The sequence below is a fragment of the Roseovarius atlanticus genome (genome assembly GCF_001441615.1).
Lineage (GTDB): Bacteria > Pseudomonadota > Alphaproteobacteria > Rhodobacterales > Rhodobacteraceae > Roseovarius > Roseovarius atlanticus.
In genome coordinates, this window is record NZ_LAXJ01000002.1 from 295,824 (window position 1) to 312,308 (window position 16,485).

Genomic DNA, 16,485 nt, shown 5'->3' on the forward strand with positions numbered 1-16,485 from the left:
GCGCAAGGGGCGGTTCCGGGGGCGTTTTCTGCGCAGAAAACAGGATGGATAATGCGTATTTTCCATTTCGGAAACTTTGAAAAGTTTCCGGGCCGTTTTCTTTTGAAGAAAACGGCTGGCACCGCTGGGCGGAGCGAAGAAATAACTAAACTGTTGGTTTCACTTTTCACCTGTACTATGTGGCGAGGCAGCTGCCCGTTCCTTGTCAGGAGTCCTATCATGCGCCGTTTGCTCCCCGCGTTTCTTGCCTGCGTGCTGTCGCTGTCGTTTGCCACATCGGCCCCGGCACAGGACGAAGGCCAGGCCCCGGATGCCGCGGCACCGCCCAAACCCGTCAAGCTGATGACGCTGTCGAGCGAGCCGGTCACGGTGCAACGTCAGTTCTTCGGTCAGGTGGCGGCGCGGCAGACGGTCGATCTTGCCTTTCAGGTGCCGGGAAAGCTGGAGGTGCTGAACGCCGAGGAAGGCGCGCGCAAGCCCGAGGGCGCGGAGATCGCGCAGCTGGACCTGTCGGGCTACGAACGCGCCGTGGCCGAGGCCGAGGCCAACTTCGACAAGGCGCAGCGCGATGCCGAGCGGCTGGAATCGCTGCGCGGACAGGCGGTGAGCGAGGTGCAGGTGCAGGACGCGCAGACCCAGCTGCGGCTGGCCGAGATCGCGCTGAACAGCGCCCGGGAGGATCTGGATCATGCCACGCTGCGCGCGCCCTTCGACGCGCTGATCGCCAAGCGGCTGGTGGCCAATTTCCAGACGGTTCAGGCGGGCACGCCGGTGGTTCGGCTGCATGACGTGTCGGAGCTGCGCGTGGATATCCAGGTGCCGGAAGTCCTGTTCCGGCAGGCCGGGGCCGACGATCAGATCGCGTTCTACGCCGAGTTTCCCGGTGAGGGACGCCGTTACGACCTTGCGCTGCGCGAATTCGAGACCGAAACCTCGGCCACCGGGCAGACCTATACGATCACGCTGGCCTTTACCGAGAGTCCCGGCGCCTTCGTCTTTCCGGGCGCGTCGGTCACGGTCTATACGGCCGTCACGGGGCCGCAGCAGCAGGGCGTCGTCCTGCCCGAGACCGCGCTGGTCTACGACGCCGAGGGCAATGCCGCCGTCATGGTCTATGAGGACGGCAAGGTGGCGCGACGCGCCGTCGAGATAGAAGTGCACGAGGACAGCCGCATCTACATGACCGAAGGCCCCGAAGACGGCACGCAGATCGTCGAGACCGGCGCGTCGCAGCTGCGCGACGGCCAGAGCGCCCGTCCCTTCACCCGCATCGGGGAGTAAGCCCATGTCCATCGCCCGCGCCTCGATCGACAGGTCGCTAATCACATGGATCCTGATGCTGACCTGCCTTTTGGGCGGGATCTGGGGGTTTGCCACCATCGGCCGCTTGGAAGACCCGGCCTTTACCATCAAGAACGCCATCGTGATCACGCAATATCCCGGCGCGTCGGCAGAACAGGTGGCGCGCGAGGTCAGCGAGCCGATCGAATCGGAAATCCAGAAGATGGGCGAGATCGACTTCATCACCTCGTCCAACAAGCCGGGGGTCAGCCGGATCTCGGTGAATATCGAGAGCACCTATGACGGCTCGGAACTGCCCGCGATCTGGACCAAGCTGCGCAATCGGGTCGAGGACGCGACGCGCAACCTGCCTTCCGAGGCCGGCAGGCCCATCGTGAACGACACGTTCGGCGACGTCTTCGGCGTGTTCTATGCCTTTACCGCGCCGGGCTTTTCCGATGCGGAAGTGCACGAGATTTCCGAGTACCTGAGGCGCGAATTGCTGGCGGTCGAAGGCGTGGCCGATGTAGCGGTGGCGGGCCTGCCGTCCGAGGCGATTTACGTCAACGCGCGGACCTCGATCATCACCAACCTGGGCGTCAGTCCCGACGCCATCGCCGGTGCATTGTCGCAGGCCGACACGCGCACGCCGGCGGGCAGTTTCCGGCAGAATGGGCAGGATATTCGCATCCAGGCGCCAGTGGGGTCGGACACGGTGGACGAGATTGCCAACCTGACCATCGGTGTGGGCGGCGACGTGATCGACCTTTTGGATTTTGCCGAGGTCGAGCGCGCCCGCGTCGAGGAGCCGACCGAGATCATCCGGTTCCAGGGCAAGGAGGCGTTCACGCTGGGGGTTGCCGGCAAGTCCGATCTGAACATCGTGGACGTGGGCAAGCGGGTGGATGCGCGGTTGGGCGAGCTGATGCGCGACGTGCCCGCCGGGGTGGAACTGCACCCGATCTACCAGCAGCATCTGGTAGTGGACGAGGCCTCGAACGACTTTCTGCTGAACCTGGCCATGTCGGTGACGATCGTGGTGCTGGTGCTGGCGGTCTTCATGGGCTGGCGGTCGGCCGTGGTGGTGGGCTCGACGCTGCTTTTGACGGTGGTGGGCACGGTGTTCTTGATGGCGATCTTCGGGATCGAGATGGAGCGGATCTCGCTGGGGGCGCTGATCATCGCGATGGGGATGCTGGTGGACAACGCCATCGTGGTGGCCGAGGGAATGCAGGGCGACATGGCCGCGGGCAAACCGTCGCACGACGCGGCAGAGGACGTGGCCAGCAAGACGCAGATCCCGTTGCTGGGCGCGACGGTGATCGGTATCATGGCCTTTGCGGGCATCGGGCTTAGTCCCGACGCCACGGGCGAGTTCCTGTTCTCGCTGTTCGCGGTGATCGGGATATCGCTGCTGTTGTCCTGGGTGCTGGCTATCACAGCGACGCCGCTTTTGGGGCATTACTTTTTCAAGGTGGGCAGTGGCGAAGGACATGACCCCTATGCCGGGCCGCTCTTTCGCGCTTACCGCGCGGTGCTGTCCGGCGCGCTGCGGGTGCGCTATCTTGTGATCCTGGCGCTGATCGGGGTGACGGTGGTGTGCTACATGGGGTTCGCACAGGTCAAGCAGCAGTTTTTTCCCGACTCCAACACGCCTCTGTTCTATGTGCATTACAAGCTGCCGCAGGGTGCCAGCATCCACCGCGTGTCGGAGGACATGGCCCAGGTCGAGGCGTGGCTGGCCGAGCGCGACGACGTTGTGTCGGTGGCCACCTTCATCGGCGGCGGCGCGACGCGGTTCATGCTGACCTACGCCCCCGAGGAGGCGCTGCCGACCTATGGCCACCTGATCATCCGCACCGAGACGCTGGAGCAGATCCCGCCCCTGCGGGCGGATGTCGAGCAATTCGGCCGCACCGCCCTGCCCGAAGGCGAGTTCCGCACCGAGCGGCTGGCCTTCGGCCCCGGTGGCGGGGCGCCGATCGAGGCGCGGTTCTCGGGGCCGGACGCGGACGTGCTGCGGCAACTGGCGCAAGAGGCGGAAGAGGTCATGCTGGGGGCGTCCGACCGGCTGGTCGATCTGCGCACCAACTGGCGCGAGCGGGAGCTGACGCTGGTGCCGCGTTTCGCCGACGAACGGGCCAAGGCGGCGGGTGTGGCGCGTGACGACCTGGCGCAGGCGCTGCAATTCGGGACCGACGGCGTGCAGGTGGGGGTCTACCGCGAGCAGGACCGGCTGATCCCGATCATCATGCGGGCCGACAGCGCCGGGGGCGACGGCGCAGAGCACTTGTCCGACCTGCCGGTCTATTCCGCCGCCGCGCAGGCCTATATCCCGGTGGCGCAGATCACCGACGGGTTCGGCTGGGAGGCGCAGAACACCTTTCTTGTGCGGCGCGACAGGGTGCCGACGATCTCGGTCCAGGCCGGAGTGCCCGCGGGCGAGAATGCCGCCAGTGTCTTTGGCCAGCTGCGCGGCGCGGTCGAGGCGATGGAGCTGCCCGAGGGCTATGCGCTGGAATGGGGCGGTGAATACGAAAGCTCGACCGAGGCGCAGACGGCCCTGGGCAAGCAGTTGCCGGTGTCATTGTTGATCATGGTGCTGATCTCGGTGCTGCTGTTCGGCAAGATCCGCCAGCCGGTGATCATCTGGCTGCTGGTGCCGATGAGCGTGAACGGCGTGGTGATCGGCCTGTTGGGCACCGGCCTGCCGTTTTCCTTCACGGCGCTTCTGGGGCTTCTGAGCCTGTCGGGGATGCTGATCAAGAACGGCATCGTGCTGGTCGAGGAGATCGACCTTGTGCGGGCCGAGGGCGTGCCGTTCCGGCAGGCAGTGCTGGACGCCTCGACCTCGCGTCTGCGGCCCGTGGTGCTGGCGGCGGCGACGACGATCCTGGGGATGATTCCGCTGTTGTGGGACGCATTCTTTGCCTCGATGGCGGTGACGATCATGGGCGGGCTGGGCTTTGCCTCGGTGCTGACGCTGGTGGCGGCGCCGGTGTTCTATTTCAGCTTCTTCCCCAAGGAGCGCAAGGCCGACGCCGCCGCAAGCGCCTGACGCGTCTCCCCTGCCCTGCCCGGGCATGGGCCGTGTCAGCGACCGATCACCAAGTCGACCTGTAGCCCGCCCAGCCGTTCGCTTTCTCCGAGGCGCAACGTGCCGCCATGGGCGCGGGCGATGTCCATGGCAATGGCAAGGCCCAGCCCTACCCCGGTCCCGAGGTTCTGGTTACGGGCCTCGTCGAGGCGCGCGAAGGGTTTGAGCGCCTGTTCGCGCTGTGCCTGGGGGATGCCCGGCCCGTCATCCTCGATGCGGATGCGCAGGGCACGGTCGGTCATCAGGACCGAAACTTCGGCCCGTGTGCCGTAGCGCACGGCGTTGCCAATCAGGTTCTCGACCGCGCGGCGCACACCGCCTGGGCGCAGCATAACCTCGCCCTGCCCTTCGCAGTGGCCAAGCGCCACAGCTTTGCCGACACGCTGAAACTCTTCGACGATGCGGGCCACCAGCGCCTGCGGATCCGTGGGCTCGGGCGTCGTTTCCTGTGCGCCGCGCGCGAAATCGAGGAACTCGTTGATCAGGCGTTCCATGTCGGCCACGTCCTGTTCCATCGCCTTGGTATCTTCGCCCTCGAGCATCGAAAGCGCCAGCTTGAGCCGGGTGATCGGCGTGCGCAGGTCGTGGCTGACGCCCGACAGCATGAGCGTGCGCTGTTCGATCTGCCGCTCGATTCGGGCGCGCATGGCCATGAAGGCCGCCCCCGCGGCGCGCACTTCGGTCGAGCCCGAGGGCCAGTATTCGACGTGCCGCCCACGCCCGAACGCCTCGGCGGCATAGGCCAGGCGGGTGATCGGGCGCAGCTGGTTGCGCAGGTAGAAATAGGCAATCACGGTCATGAGCGCCGCGAAAAAGAACATGTAGACCAAAAGCTGGTGCGGGTTGGAGGCCGACACCCGGCGGCGGTCGAAGGTCATGCGCAGGCCGGTGTCTTCCATGGCGAAATAGAGATGTACGACCTGGTCGTCGGGCAGGTCCAGCGCCTGCAGCATCGGCAGAAGGCGGTTGAACTCGGAAATGACGTAGTTGCCGGTGAAATCGTACCAGCGGCGGCTGTCGCCCGAGGGCAGCGCGTCGAGCGGCAGTGCCTCGACCGAGATACGCAAGGTACGAGCCAGCCGCGAGTCGCCGATCTCGGACGCGGGAAGGCCGGCATCGAGCACGACCTGCACTTCGCGGCTGGCGGTGCGAGTCATCTGCTTGGTCACGCCTTCGAAATGGCGCTGCACGAAGACGATCGAGACCACCAGCATCAGGGTGATGACCGGCAGCAGCAGGATCGCGATGGCGCGGCCGTAAAGCGACCGGGGCATATAGCGTTTGAGCCAGCGAAAGGACATGCGCTAAACCTATCCGCGACGATCAGGATCGGAAAGAGCGAAGCACATGCAGGACGACCGCCCCACCCCCGGCATCGCGGAGGCGCTGGCCCCGGGCCTGCGCCGCGTTCTGGCCGACAACCCGTCACCGATGACCTATTGGGGGACCAACACCTACCTGTTGGGCACGCGCAACATTGCGGTGATCGACCCCGGACCCGACGATGCGGCCCACCTGGCGGCTATTCTGGGGGCGTTGGAGACCGGCCAACGCGTGAGCCATGTGCTGGTCACGCACAGCCATGTGGATCATTCGCCGCTGGCGCACAAGCTGGCCCGTGAGACCGGGGCGAAGGTGCACGGATTCGGCCCGTCTGGATCGGGGCGCAGTGCGATCATGACCCGGCTGGCGGCCGCCGGGCTGGAAGATGCGGTCGAAGGCGTGGAGGCGGGCTTTGCGCCGGATATCGCGCTGGACGACAGCGCGGTGATCGAGGGCGACGAGTGGACGCTCGAGGCGCTGTGGACACCAGGACATCTGGGCAACCACCTGAGTTTCGCCATGGGCGACACGGTGTTCTGCGGCGACCTGGTGATGGGCTGGGCCAGTTCATTGGTGGCGCCGCCCGACGGGGACCTGACGGATTTCATGGCCTCCTGCCGGCGCCTGCGGGCGCGCGGCGCAAAGGTGTTCCATTCGGGTCACGGTGCCCCCATCGAGGACCCGATGGCACGGCTCGACTGGCTGATCGCACATCGGGAGGGACGCGCGGCGTCGATCCTGGAGGCGCTGCGCGACGGCCCGGCGGATGCGCAGACCCTGGCGCGGCGCATATACACCGACACGCCTGCCGCGCTGTTGGGCGCCGCCGCCCGGAACGTCCTGGCGCATCTTATTGATCTTCATGGCAGAAACAGGGTTGCACCGAAGGGCGCCCTGACCGGCTCGGCGCGGTTCGCATTAATGTGAAAGCAGCGAAATTTTTGTCACAATTCCTCTGGACGCCGCAAGAGGAGGTTGCTATATCCGCCCCCGGTATTCCGGCGTAGCTCAGCGGTAGAGCAGTTGACTGTTAATCAATTGGTCGTAGGTTCGATCCCTACCGCCGGAGCCAAAACCCCCTAAGCTACTGATTTCACTGGAAGTATCCCGACCAGAGTCGGAGCCACGCGTGCACGTGCACATTTTGGTGCACAAACGCGTGAACGCACAGGTGCACGGATCGCGACTCCCGGATGCCCTGAAACCCTTTTCGGAGGCTGCCCGCATGGCCGGAGTCGCACACACCCCCTACCTCGAAAAACGCCCCTCGGGCTTCTTCTTCCGGCGCCGTCTGCCGAAGGCGTGGGGGGAGATATCGAACCCTGGACAAAATTCGGCTCTCTGCGTCTCGCTGCGAACCGACGTCCTCTCCGAAGCGAAGATCCTCGTCGCGCGCTTGACGGCGCTCACCGACATGGCCTTCGCGCTGAGGACGGAGAGACGACAGGTGGACCATCTGAAGCCCGAGCATGTTGCGTTGTTGACCGAGCTGGCGCGCTGCCAGATCGCCGACACGGAAGGTGCGTGTATCCTGTTCGCTTTGGCCCCAGGGATCGTGACGTGGCTGCCTGAGGCGCTGACCGTAAGATCCCAAGTGTCATGGCCCGATTTTGCCGAGCACTGACTGGCTAAAGACGCGTATTCCTTTGCCGCCCGGCACCGTCCGATGCGCAACATGATGACGGACAAGACCACTATCGGCGCTGGAACAGGATCACGACAAGCGCCAGGATCGATGAGCCCAGCATCAGCAACAGGGAAACCGCATTCAGAAGGGGTGTCGAGCCTTCTTTCAGACGGTCGAACATGGCGATGGTCAGGGGCGCGTCGGAGCCGACCAGCATCAGCGTTGTGTTGAAATTCTCAAAGCTCATCAGGAAGGCCACCACCACCGCGCCGATCATCGCGGGCATGAGGAAGGGGATGGTGATCGTGCGCACGGCTGTCAGGCGCGTGGCACCGAGGTTCAGCGCGGCCTCTTCCAGCGTGCGGTCGAATTTCTGCAGGCGGGCGGTGATGACCAGTGTGGCGATCGTGGTGATAAAGGAGAACTGCCCGAGGATCACCAGCAGCAAGCCGGGGCGCAGCGCCTGGATATCCACTTCCGCCGCGTTCCATATGCCGTTCGCGAGGGTCGAGGAAAACACCAGGATCGAGATGCCGAGCACGATGCCGGGAATCACCAGCGGCAAGAGCATGAGCACGTAAAGCGCGCCCTTGCCGCGGAATTCGTAGCGGTTGAAGAGGAAGGCGTTGGTGGTGCCGACACTCACCGACAGCACCGCGACGCAGGCGGCGACGAAGGCCGAGGTGCCCACGGAGCGCAGGATGCCGCGTTCGTGGAAAACGCCGATCTGGGGGCGGTCCTCGCCAAAGAACCAGTTCCAGGTGAAGCCTTCCCAGGGCAGCGACGGAAACTGGCTGTCGTTGAAGGCGAAGACGGCGACCACCGTGAGCGGCAGTGCGAGGTAGAGGAAGAAGAGCAGCACGTAGCCGCCGTAAAGGACGCGAAAGCTGCGGGAACGGGGAATGGTCGGGATCATGGCCTACCCCATCGTTTCCTGAAGGGTGCGCCCCGTCAGGCGCAGCATCCCCCAGACGATCACCGACGACAGCACCAAGAGCATGAAGCCGAAGGCCGCGCCCAGCTCCCAGTTGGAGCGGACGATGAACTGGTTATAGATCATCTCGGTGAACCACAGGCTGTCCTTGCCGCCCAGCATGGTCGGCGTCAGGTAGTTGCCCAGGCTGAGCATGAAGACCACGATGCAGCCCGACACGATCCCTGGCATGGCGTGCGGGATGATGATCTCGCGCAGGACCGACAGGCCATTGCCGCCAAGGTCGTAACCCGCCTCGACCACGCTGTCGTCGAGGCTTTCCAGCGTCGTGACCAGCGGGACGACCATGAAAAGCATCGAGGTATAGACGAGGCCCACCATCATGGCCGCGTCGTTATAAAGCATCTCGACCGGCTGATCGGCCAGCCCCGCCCATTGCAGCAGGTTCGAGATAAGGCCGGTCTCGCGCAAGAGGATCATCCAGCCGAAGGTGCGCACCAGTTCCGAGACGTAGAACGGGATCAGGCACAGCATGAACAGCACCTGCTGCAACCGGCCCCGCGCCATCTTGGCGATGTAATAGGACACCGGGAAGGCGATCAGCAGGGTGATAGCGGTGGCCAGCACCGACATCACCGCCGTGCGCCAGAAGGTGCGCAGGTAGAGCGGCTCGGTCAGGGCCTTTTCATATTGCGTCAGGCTGGGTTCGTAGACGCCGAAACTGATGCGTTCGCGCAGCGAGATGATCAGCATGTCGATATGCGGTATGACGATCAGCAGGCCCAGCCACAGAAGAAGCGGCGTGAGCAGCAGGATGAACCCGATCCGGGCCTCGGCGCGCATCAAGCGGCCCCGGCAAAGCACATCGCCTGTGCCGCGCCCCAGCCGATATGCACCTTGTCGCCGCGTTTCAGGCTGGCGAATTCCCCGGTCTGGGGAAGCGTGACCTCGAGCGTTTCGCCGGCGTCGTCCTCTACCAGAACGCGCGAGGCCGCGCCGTTGAACAGCAGGCTTGTCACCCTGCCCTGCATCCGGTTCTCGAACTGCGCCAGCGCCTCGGCATTGGCGGCGATGTGGACGGATTCGGGGCGTACGAAAATTTCGGCAGTGTCGCCCTTGGACAGCGCATGGGCGGCGGTCGCGCGCATGGCAAGGCCGGTGTCGGTGCGCATCTCCAGCGATGAGCCTTCGACGCGGTCGATGCGCCCGGTCCAGCGGTTCGCTTCGCCGATGAACCCGGCGACAAAGGGTGTGGCGGGCCGGTAATAGAGGTCCTGGCCCGTGCCGACCTGCTCAAACCGGCCGGCATTCATCACGGCGATCTGGTCGGACATCACCAGCGCCTCGGACTGGTCGTGGGTGATGTAGACGAAGGTCGTGTCGAAGGCGGCTTGAAGCGCCTTCAGCTCGATCTTCATGTGCTCGCGCAGCTTGAGATCGAGTGCGCCCAGAGGTTCGTCCAAGAGCAGCACATCTGGTTCCAGAACCATGCAGCGGGCGATGGCCACGCGTTGCTTCTGCCCGCCTGACAGCTCATCGACCTTGCGCGCGCCGATGCCCGGCAGGCCGATGCGGTCCAGCGCCTCGTCCACCTTGCGGGCGATCTGGGCCTTGGCCATGCCCTGACGGCGCAACCCGTAGCCGATATTGTCGGCGATAGTCATCATCGGGAACAGCGCGAGGTGCTGGAACACCATGTTGACCGGGCGCTTGTTGGGGGGCGTGTCCAGAACCGTGCCGCCCTTAATGCGAATGTCGCCCGACGTGGGATCGAGAAAGCCCGCGATCATGCGCATGATCGTCGTCTTGCCACAGCCCGACGGGCCGAGGATGGAAAAGAAACTGCCCGGCGGCACGGAAAATGACACGTCATCAACGGCGGTCGTGTCGCCGAAACGCTTTACAAGGTCGACGCATTCAAGATCAGGGGTCATGCAGGGGGCCGTTTGTTGGGCGGCACCCCGCAACAGGGTGCCGCATTTTCATGGAAGATCAGTTGGCGGCCTGGACGCGGTCCAGAACTTCGCCTTCGATGGCTTCAAGACCGGCGGGAACCGGTGGGTACCACTTGATATTGTCGACCGCTTCCGGCGGGAAGCTGGCCTGGTACTTGGCCTTGAGCGCGTCCTCGGCATATTCGTCTGCGCCCGCAGACGCGGTGAAGTTGCCCGCCGCAGCCGTGATCATCGCCGACACCTCGGGCTGCATCACGAAGTTGATCCACTCGTAGGCCACGTCGTCGGCCTGTCCCTTGGCGGGCAGCACGAAGGTGTCGATCCAGCCGAGCGCGCCCGAGGCAGGCGCGACGAAGGTTATGTCGGCATTGTCCTCGTTCAGCTTCCAGCCACCGGTGTCCCAGGCCATCGATGCCGTGACCTCGCCCGAGCGCAGGAGGTTCATCAACTCGTCGCCGCCGCTCCAATAGGCTTTGACGTTGGACTTGCACTCGGTCAGCTTGGTTTCGACCTTTTCCATGATCTCGGTGTACTTGGCCTCGTCGTCATAGGCCGCGAACGGGTCTTCGCCCATGGCAAAGGCAAAGCCGATCAGCGTGGGGCGTTTCAGGCGATAAGACACCTTGCCTTCCAGCGAAGGGTCGCACAGGTCGGTGTAGTCCTTGACCACGTCGCCCGCCTCGGCGGTGTTCAGCACAAGGCCGGAGGTGCCCCAGACATGCGGCACGCCGTAGACCTCTCCGTTCACGGTGGTGTTGCCCTTGGTGGCTTCCAGCATGGAGGGGATGAAGAGCGACTCGTCGATCTTGGACATATCCATGGGTTTGTAGATGCCGAATTCCATCTGCGGGCCCATGATACGGTCCTGCGAGGGCTGGGCGAGGTCGAAACCGCCGCCGCCCGTCGCGCGCAGCTTGGCGATCATTTCCTCGTTGTTGGACATGGTCACCTCGACGGTGTGGCCGGTCTGTTCCTCGAACATCTCGACGACCTCGTCGGGGGCGTAGCCGCCCCAGGTCAGCAGGCGCAGCGTGTCGGCGGTGGCGGCCTGCGACAGGCCGAACACGGCCAGGCAGGTTGTGGTAAGCAAAGTCTTTTTCATGGGTGTCCCCCTCTTGTGGATAATTGTTTGCGTGCAGGATGGTCAGCATTGACCATTTGGTCAAACTCTTTGACGAGTCGGTGCCTTATCCTCGAGTTTCTTGACAGTTTCTTGTCAGGCCCCCTGCCCGATCGCTTTTTCCTTTTGCGTCAAAGACAAGCCTCGAAAAGTTTACGCGTATTCTCCGCCGTCATCTCGATCGGGTTGCCCCCCGTCGACGGATCGCGCAGGGCCGCCTCGACCAGCGTGTCGAGGTCGGGATCGGTGACGCCCAAGTCTGTCAGCGTCTTGGGGATGCCAAGGCTGTCGTTCAACTGGTCCACGAAGGCGCAGAAGCCGTCAAAGCCGCCCTCGATGCCCAGATAGGCCGCCGCCGGTCCGAACCGCTCGCGGATCGCGGGGGCGTTGAATTGCAGGACGGCAGGCATACAGACGGCGTTGGTGGTGCCGTGATGGGTGTGGTGATGCGCGCCGATGGGGTGGCTGAGCGCATGGATGGCGCCTAGCCCCTTTTGAAAGGCCGTGGCGCCCATCGCGGCGGCGCTCATCATGTTGGCGCGCGACTCGATATCGGTGCCATCGTCATAGGCACGCGGCAGGTAATCCTTGACCAGCCGCATCCCTTCCAGCGCGATGCCCTGGCTCATCGGGTGGTAATGCGGGCTGGAATAGGCCTCGACACAATGGGCGAAGGCGTCAAGGCCGGTGCCCGCGGTGATGTGCTTGGGCATGCCCACGGTCAGTTCGGGGTCGCAGATGACGACGGCAGGCAGCATCTTGGGGTGGAAGATGATCTTTTTCTCGTGCGTGGCGGAATTGGTGATGACCGACGCGCGCCCCACTTCCGAGCCTGTGCCGGCGGTGGTGGGCACGGCGACGATGGGGTGGATGCCATCGGGGTCGGCGCGGGTCCACCAGTCGCCGATATCCTCGAAATCCCAGACCGGGCGCGTCTGCCCGGCCATGAACGCGAGCGTCTTGGCCAAGTCGAGGCCAGAGCCGCCGCCGAAGGCGATGACGCCGTCGAAGCCCCCATCGCGATAGAATTTCAGACCTTCCTCGACATTTGCGTCCGAAGGGTTGGGATCGACCTCGGCAAAGATCGCGCGGCCCAGCCCGGCGGCCTCGATCAGGTCGAGCGTGCGGGTCGTGATGTCCATGGATTTCAGCCCCCGGTCGGTGACCAGAAGCGGTTTCGCGATGCCCGCGGCGCGGCAGGCCTCGCCGATCTCGGCGATGCGCCCGGCGCCGAAGCGCATGGTGGTGGGATAGGACCAGTTTCCGGTAAGTGCCATGTCAGATCTTTCTCAGGTGATAGGATTTGGGCCGCGTCAGGGCGTGATAGGCGAGTTTCGACAGCCCCGCGCCGTGGCCGGTATCCTTGCATCCGGTCCAGCACAAGGCAGGGTCGAGGTAGTCGCAGCGGTTCATGAAGACGGTGCCGGTCCCGATCCGGTCGCCGATGCGCTCGGCGGCGGCGGCGTCGCGTGTCCAGACCGAAGCCGTCAGGCCAAAGCGGCTGTCGTTCATCAGGCGGATCGCGGTGTCGTCGTCGGGCACGGACATGATGCCGACCACGGGGCCGAAGGTTTCGTCCCGCATCACGCGCATGTCGTGGGTGACATTGGTCAGCACCTGCGGCGTGACATAGGTGTTGTCGCCGTCATCGGCCCCCATCCGGTCGATATGGGCCGTGGCCCCGTCCTCCAGCGCCTCGGCAATCTGTGCGCGGACTTCGCGGGCAAAGCGGATATTGGCCATGGGGCCGAGGGTGGTTTCGGCGTCAAGCGGATTGCCCAGCTTCTGCGCCTTGACCCAGGCGACGGCCTTTTCGACAAAGGCATCGAACAGGGGTTCGGCCACGTAAATGCGCTCGATCCCGCAACAGCATTGGCCCGCGTTGAAGATGGCACCGTCCATCAAGCCGTCGACAGCGGCCTCGAGGTCGGCGTCGGCCCGCACATAGCCGGGGTCCTTGCCGCCCAGTTCGGTGGCGACGGGCGTGAAGGTGCCCGCAGCGGCGCGTTCCATCGCCTTCCCGCCGCCGACGGATCCGGTGAAGTTCACGAAATCCACGTGGCGGCCCGATATCAGCGCGTCGGTCGTGTCGTGGTCGATGACCACGTTCTGAAACACGTCCCTCGGCACGCCCGCCGCGTGCAGCGCCTCGGTTAGATGCTCGCCCACCTGCAAGGTCTGGCTGGCATGTTTGAGGATCACGCTGTTGCCCGCGATCAGCGCGGGCGCGACCGTGTTGATCGCCGTCATGTAGGGATAGTTCCACGGCGCGACGACCAGGACGACACCCCAGGGCACGCGCTTGATCACGCGGCGGGCGGTGTCGCTGTCTTCAATGATGTCCTCGGCCAGCCCCTCGGCGGCCACGTCGGCCATGTAGGACAGCCGCTCGCTGAACCCTCCATATTCGCCGCCATAACGGACCGGGCGGCCCATCTGGTGCGCCAGTTCCCGTGCCATGCGGTCGGTGTCGGCCCCGATGATCTCGTTTGCTTTGCGCAGGGCGGCGACACGTTCGGCCAACGGTTTTGCGGCCCAGTCCGCCTGCGCCGCCCTGGCCTTGTCGCTGGCAGCCACCGCCGCATCCTGCGACAGCACATCGCGCGTGATGTAAACCGATCCGTCGATCGGCGAGATCAGGTCAACCGTCTTGCTCATTCCTCAGGCCCTTTCAAATCCGCGCGCGACTTCCCAGTCGGTCACCGCGGCATCGAATGTTTCCTGCTCGACCTCGGCGGTGCGGGTGTAATGATCGATCACATCGTCACCCATCACCCGGCGCAGCATGGCCGAGGCGCGCAACAGGTCGGTCGCCGCGCGTAGCGTGTGGGGCAGCATCGGCACGTCCTCCATCTTGTAGACATCGCCAGTGACCGGGGGCGACAGTTCCAGCCCTTCCTCGATCCCGCAAAGCCCGGCGGCAAGCTGGGCGGCGCAAGCAAGGTACGGGTTGATGTCCGAGCCCGGCGTCCGGCATTCGATGCGCACGCCCTTGGTGCCATCGCCCACCAGCCGGTAACAGGCGGTGCGGTTGTCGATGCTCCATGCGATCTTGGTGGGGGCGAAGGTGCCCGGCATCAGGCGCTTGTAACTGTTGATGTAGGGCGCCAGGAAATAGGTCATGTCGGGCGAGTATTTCAGGAGGCCCGCGACATAGCTTTTCAGCGTGCCCGACATGGTCAGGTCGGCGTCCGCATCATAAAACGCGGGCGTGTCGCCCTTGAACAGCGACTGGTGGATATGCGCGGCGGAGCCGACCTTGTCGGCGTGCCACTTGGGAAGGAAGCTGGCAGCGTGGCCGTGCTGGTTCGCGATCTCCTTCACGGCCTGCTTGGCGATCGTGTGGTGATCGGCACACAGCATCGCGTCGGCATAGCGGATGTTCAGCTCCTCCTGCCCGGTCTCGGCCTCGCCCTTGGTGTTCTCGACCGGCACGCCCGCCGCATAGAGCAGGTTGCGGATCGGGCGCATCACGTGCTCTTCCTTGGTGGTCTGAAGGATGTTGTAATCCTCGTTGTAGCCGCTGAAGGGCGTCAGGCTGCGAAAGCCCTCCTTGCGTATCTCGTCGAAGGATTTCTCGAACAGGAAGAACTCCAGCTCCGTCGCCATCATCGGGGTAAAGCCCATCGCCTCGGCCCGTTCGATCTGGGCTTTCAGGATCTGGCGCGGGCTGTGCGGCACAGGCTTGTGCGTGTGGTGGTCAAGGATGTCGCAGAGCACCATCGCCGTGCCTTCGAGCCACGGCACACGGCGTAGCGTCCCAAGGTCCGGCTTCATCACGTAATCGCCATAGCCCTTTTCCCACGAGGTCGCCTTGTACCCATCGGGCGTGGCCATCTCCAAATCCGTGGCCAGCAGGTAGTTGCAGCAATGGGTTTCCTCATGGGCGCTTTCGAGAAAGTTCGAAACATGGAACCGCTTGCCCGCAAGCCGGCCCTGCATGTCCACAAGGCAGACAAGCACCGTGTCGATCTCGCCCTTGGAGGCAAGTTTCTTAAGGTCGGTGAAGGTGAGGTTGGCGGTCATGGTCTGTCTCCGTGAAATGAACGGAGCGCCTTGGCAAAAGGCGCTCCGCGTCGTCTTGTCGGCTTATTCGAAGTTGTAGGGTACGCCGGCCTGGTTGATGACCGAGTTGTACTCGCGGAAGATGCCGACGATCTTTTCGTGCACTTCGCCTTCCTGCGCGACCTCGTCCCAGAACTCCTTGGCGGCGTTTTCCACTTCGGCCCATTCGGACGCGGGCACCGAGCGCAGTTCCAGCTTGTCGCCGTTGGCGCGCAGAGCGGCCTCGCCGCCCCAGTACCACTGGTTGCGATAGGTGTGTCCGGCCTCGATCCCGGCCATGACGACCGATTTCAGGTGATCGGGCAGTTCCGCCCAGCGTTCCTGGTTGGCGAACCACGAGCCGATCCATGCGCCCGAGATGTTGTTGGTCAGGAAATAGTCGGTCACGTCGGCCCAGCCCACGGTGTAGTCCTCGGTGATGCCCGACCAGGCCATACCGTCAAGCTCGCCCGTCTGTACCGCCACCTCGGCATCCTCGTAGGGAATGTTCACCGGCACGACGCCGAACTTGGCAAGGAACCGGCCCGCCGTGGGGAAAGTGTAGAGCTTCAGCCCGTCGAGGTCGGCGACGGATGTGATTTCCTTCTTGGTGTTGAAGTTGCAGGGGTCCTGCCCCGCCGCCGACAGCCATTGCACACCTACCTTGCCGTATTCCTCGCGCCAGATATCGGCGAGGCCGTACTGGTTGAAGAGCACCGGCACGTCGAGAATGTGCTTGGTCGCGAACGGGAAGTACCCGCCGAACATGCGTAGCGGCGTGGGCGAGGCCATCGAGTCATCGTCCGAATGCACGCCGTCGATCGTGCCGCGCTGAAGCGCCTGGAACAGCTCGCCGGTGGGCACGATCTGGTCGGCGTAGAAAAGCTCGATCTGCAGCTCGCCATTGGCATTGGCGTTGATGTAGTCGATGGCCGGTTTGGTCACCTGCTCGCCAAGCGCGCTGCCGGCATAGGTCTGGAAGCGCCACGTGATCGCGGATTGCGCCTTGACAATCGCCGGGGTGGCGAGCGTCGCGGGAACAGCCGCACCGGCGGCTTTCAGGAAATTGCGTCTTGTCGTCATCTTAATACCCTCTCTGTTAGG

Annotated in this window: 13 protein-coding genes and 1 tRNA gene; 5 read left to right on the forward strand and 9 right to left on the reverse strand. The window is 64.3% G+C overall.

What is annotated here, in order from left to right; translation table 11 throughout:
• Window positions 1-219: 219 nt before the first annotated feature.
• A complete protein-coding gene (locus XM53_RS01745; RefSeq protein WP_057789643.1) occupies window positions 220-1,281 on the forward strand; it encodes an efflux RND transporter periplasmic adaptor subunit in 1,062 nt (353 codons plus the stop codon).
• A gap of 4 nt (window positions 1,282-1,285) precedes the next feature.
• Entirely contained in the window at window positions 1,286-4,339 is a 3,054-nt protein-coding gene (locus XM53_RS01750; protein WP_057789645.1) for an efflux RND transporter permease subunit, read from the forward strand.
• A 35-nt stretch (window positions 4,340-4,374) separates the two neighbouring features.
• Here XM53_RS01750 and XM53_RS01755 read toward each other — a convergent pair whose 3' ends face one another.
• The gene (locus tag XM53_RS01755; protein WP_057789647.1) at window positions 4,375-5,679 is read right to left on the reverse strand and encodes an ATP-binding protein; all 1,305 of its coding nucleotides are present in this window, start codon (window positions 5,677-5,679) and stop codon (window positions 4,375-4,377) included.
• Between the two features lie 46 nt (window positions 5,680-5,725).
• Between XM53_RS01755 and XM53_RS01760 the strand changes: the two genes are divergently transcribed.
• From XM53_RS01760 to XM53_RS01770, 3 genes are all read left to right on the forward strand, one after another.
• Window positions 5,726-6,628: an MBL fold metallo-hydrolase gene (locus XM53_RS01760; RefSeq protein ID WP_057789648.1), complete on the forward strand. Its 903-nt coding sequence runs from the start codon at window positions 5,726-5,728 to the stop codon at window positions 6,626-6,628.
• 70 nt (window positions 6,629-6,698) lie between these two features.
• Window positions 6,699-6,773 (forward strand) — tRNA-Asn (locus tag XM53_RS01765).
• Window positions 6,774-6,830: 57 nt separating this feature from the next.
• Complete coding sequence (locus XM53_RS01770) at window positions 6,831-7,325, forward strand: hypothetical protein (protein WP_144435418.1); 495 nt, start codon at window positions 6,831-6,833, stop codon at window positions 7,323-7,325.
• 70 nt (window positions 7,326-7,395) lie between these two features.
• On the opposite strand, the gene XM53_RS01775 is transcribed toward XM53_RS01770, so the two are convergent.
• From XM53_RS01775 to XM53_RS01810, 8 genes are all read right to left on the reverse strand, one after another.
• A complete protein-coding gene (locus tag XM53_RS01775) occupies window positions 7,396-8,244 on the reverse strand; it encodes an ABC transporter permease (RefSeq protein ID WP_057789652.1) in 849 nt (282 codons plus the stop codon).
• A gap of 3 nt (window positions 8,245-8,247) precedes the next feature.
• Window positions 8,248-9,105, reverse strand: a complete 858-nt coding sequence (locus XM53_RS01780) for an ABC transporter permease (RefSeq protein WP_057789654.1) — start codon at window positions 9,103-9,105, stop codon at window positions 8,248-8,250.
• Window positions 9,105-10,196 carry an ABC transporter ATP-binding protein gene (locus XM53_RS01785; RefSeq protein ID WP_057789656.1) on the reverse strand — a complete coding sequence of 364 codons (1,092 nt, stop codon included), beginning with the start codon at window positions 10,194-10,196 and terminating at the stop codon, window positions 9,105-9,107. Before XM53_RS01785 ends, XM53_RS01780 begins: the two co-directional genes overlap by 1 nt.
• A gap of 58 nt (window positions 10,197-10,254) precedes the next feature.
• Complete coding sequence (locus XM53_RS01790; RefSeq protein ID WP_057789658.1) at window positions 10,255-11,319, reverse strand: extracellular solute-binding protein; 1,065 nt, start codon at window positions 11,317-11,319, stop codon at window positions 10,255-10,257.
• 149 nt (window positions 11,320-11,468) lie between these two features.
• Window positions 11,469-12,614: an iron-containing alcohol dehydrogenase gene (locus XM53_RS01795; RefSeq protein ID WP_057789660.1), complete on the reverse strand. Its 1,146-nt coding sequence runs from the start codon at window positions 12,612-12,614 to the stop codon at window positions 11,469-11,471.
• Between the two features lies 1 nt (window position 12,615).
• Window positions 12,616-13,995 (reverse strand): aldehyde dehydrogenase family protein, encoded by a 1,380-nt coding sequence (locus tag XM53_RS01800; protein WP_057789662.1) that lies wholly within the window; start codon window positions 13,993-13,995, stop codon window positions 12,616-12,618.
• Window positions 13,996-13,998: 3 nt separating this feature from the next.
• The gene (locus XM53_RS01805) at window positions 13,999-15,363 is read right to left on the reverse strand and encodes a glutamine synthetase family protein (protein ID WP_057789664.1); all 1,365 of its coding nucleotides are present in this window, start codon (window positions 15,361-15,363) and stop codon (window positions 13,999-14,001) included.
• A 63-nt stretch (window positions 15,364-15,426) separates the two neighbouring features.
• Complete coding sequence (locus XM53_RS01810) at window positions 15,427-16,464, reverse strand: TRAP transporter substrate-binding protein (RefSeq protein ID WP_057789666.1); 1,038 nt, start codon at window positions 16,462-16,464, stop codon at window positions 15,427-15,429.
• Between the last annotated feature and the right edge of the window lie 21 nt (window positions 16,465-16,485).

Excerpts from the sequence above, each read along its gene's own strand:
- XM53_RS01790 (WP_057789658.1), bottom strand. The coding sequence starts at position 11,319 with ATGAAAAAGACTTTGCTTACCACAACCTGCCTGGCCGTGTTCGGCCTG.
- XM53_RS01785 (WP_057789656.1), bottom strand. The coding sequence starts at position 10,196 with ATGACCCCTGATCTTGAATGCGTCGACCTTGTAAAGCGTTTCGGCGAC.
- XM53_RS01745 (WP_057789643.1), top strand. The coding sequence starts at position 220 with ATGCGCCGTTTGCTCCCCGCGTTTCTTGCCTGCGTGCTGTCGCTGTCG.
- XM53_RS01755 (WP_057789647.1), bottom strand. The coding sequence starts at position 5,679 with ATGTCCTTTCGCTGGCTCAAACGCTATATGCCCCGGTCGCTTTACGGC.
- XM53_RS01760 (WP_057789648.1), top strand. The coding sequence starts at position 5,726 with ATGCAGGACGACCGCCCCACCCCCGGCATCGCGGAGGCGCTGGCCCCG.
- XM53_RS01780 (WP_057789654.1), bottom strand. The coding sequence starts at position 9,105 with ATGCGCGCCGAGGCCCGGATCGGGTTCATCCTGCTGCTCACGCCGCTT.
- XM53_RS01800 (WP_057789662.1), bottom strand. The coding sequence starts at position 13,995 with ATGAGCAAGACGGTTGACCTGATCTCGCCGATCGACGGATCGGTTTAC.
- XM53_RS01775 (WP_057789652.1), bottom strand. The coding sequence starts at position 8,244 with ATGATCCCGACCATTCCCCGTTCCCGCAGCTTTCGCGTCCTTTACGGC.
- XM53_RS01810 (WP_057789666.1), bottom strand. The coding sequence starts at position 16,464 with ATGACGACAAGACGCAATTTCCTGAAAGCCGCCGGTGCGGCTGTTCCC.
- XM53_RS01805 (WP_057789664.1), bottom strand. The coding sequence starts at position 15,363 with ATGACCGCCAACCTCACCTTCACCGACCTTAAGAAACTTGCCTCCAAG.
- XM53_RS01795 (WP_057789660.1), bottom strand. The coding sequence starts at position 12,614 with ATGGCACTTACCGGAAACTGGTCCTATCCCACCACCATGCGCTTCGGC.
- XM53_RS01750 (WP_057789645.1), top strand. The coding sequence starts at position 1,286 with ATGTCCATCGCCCGCGCCTCGATCGACAGGTCGCTAATCACATGGATC.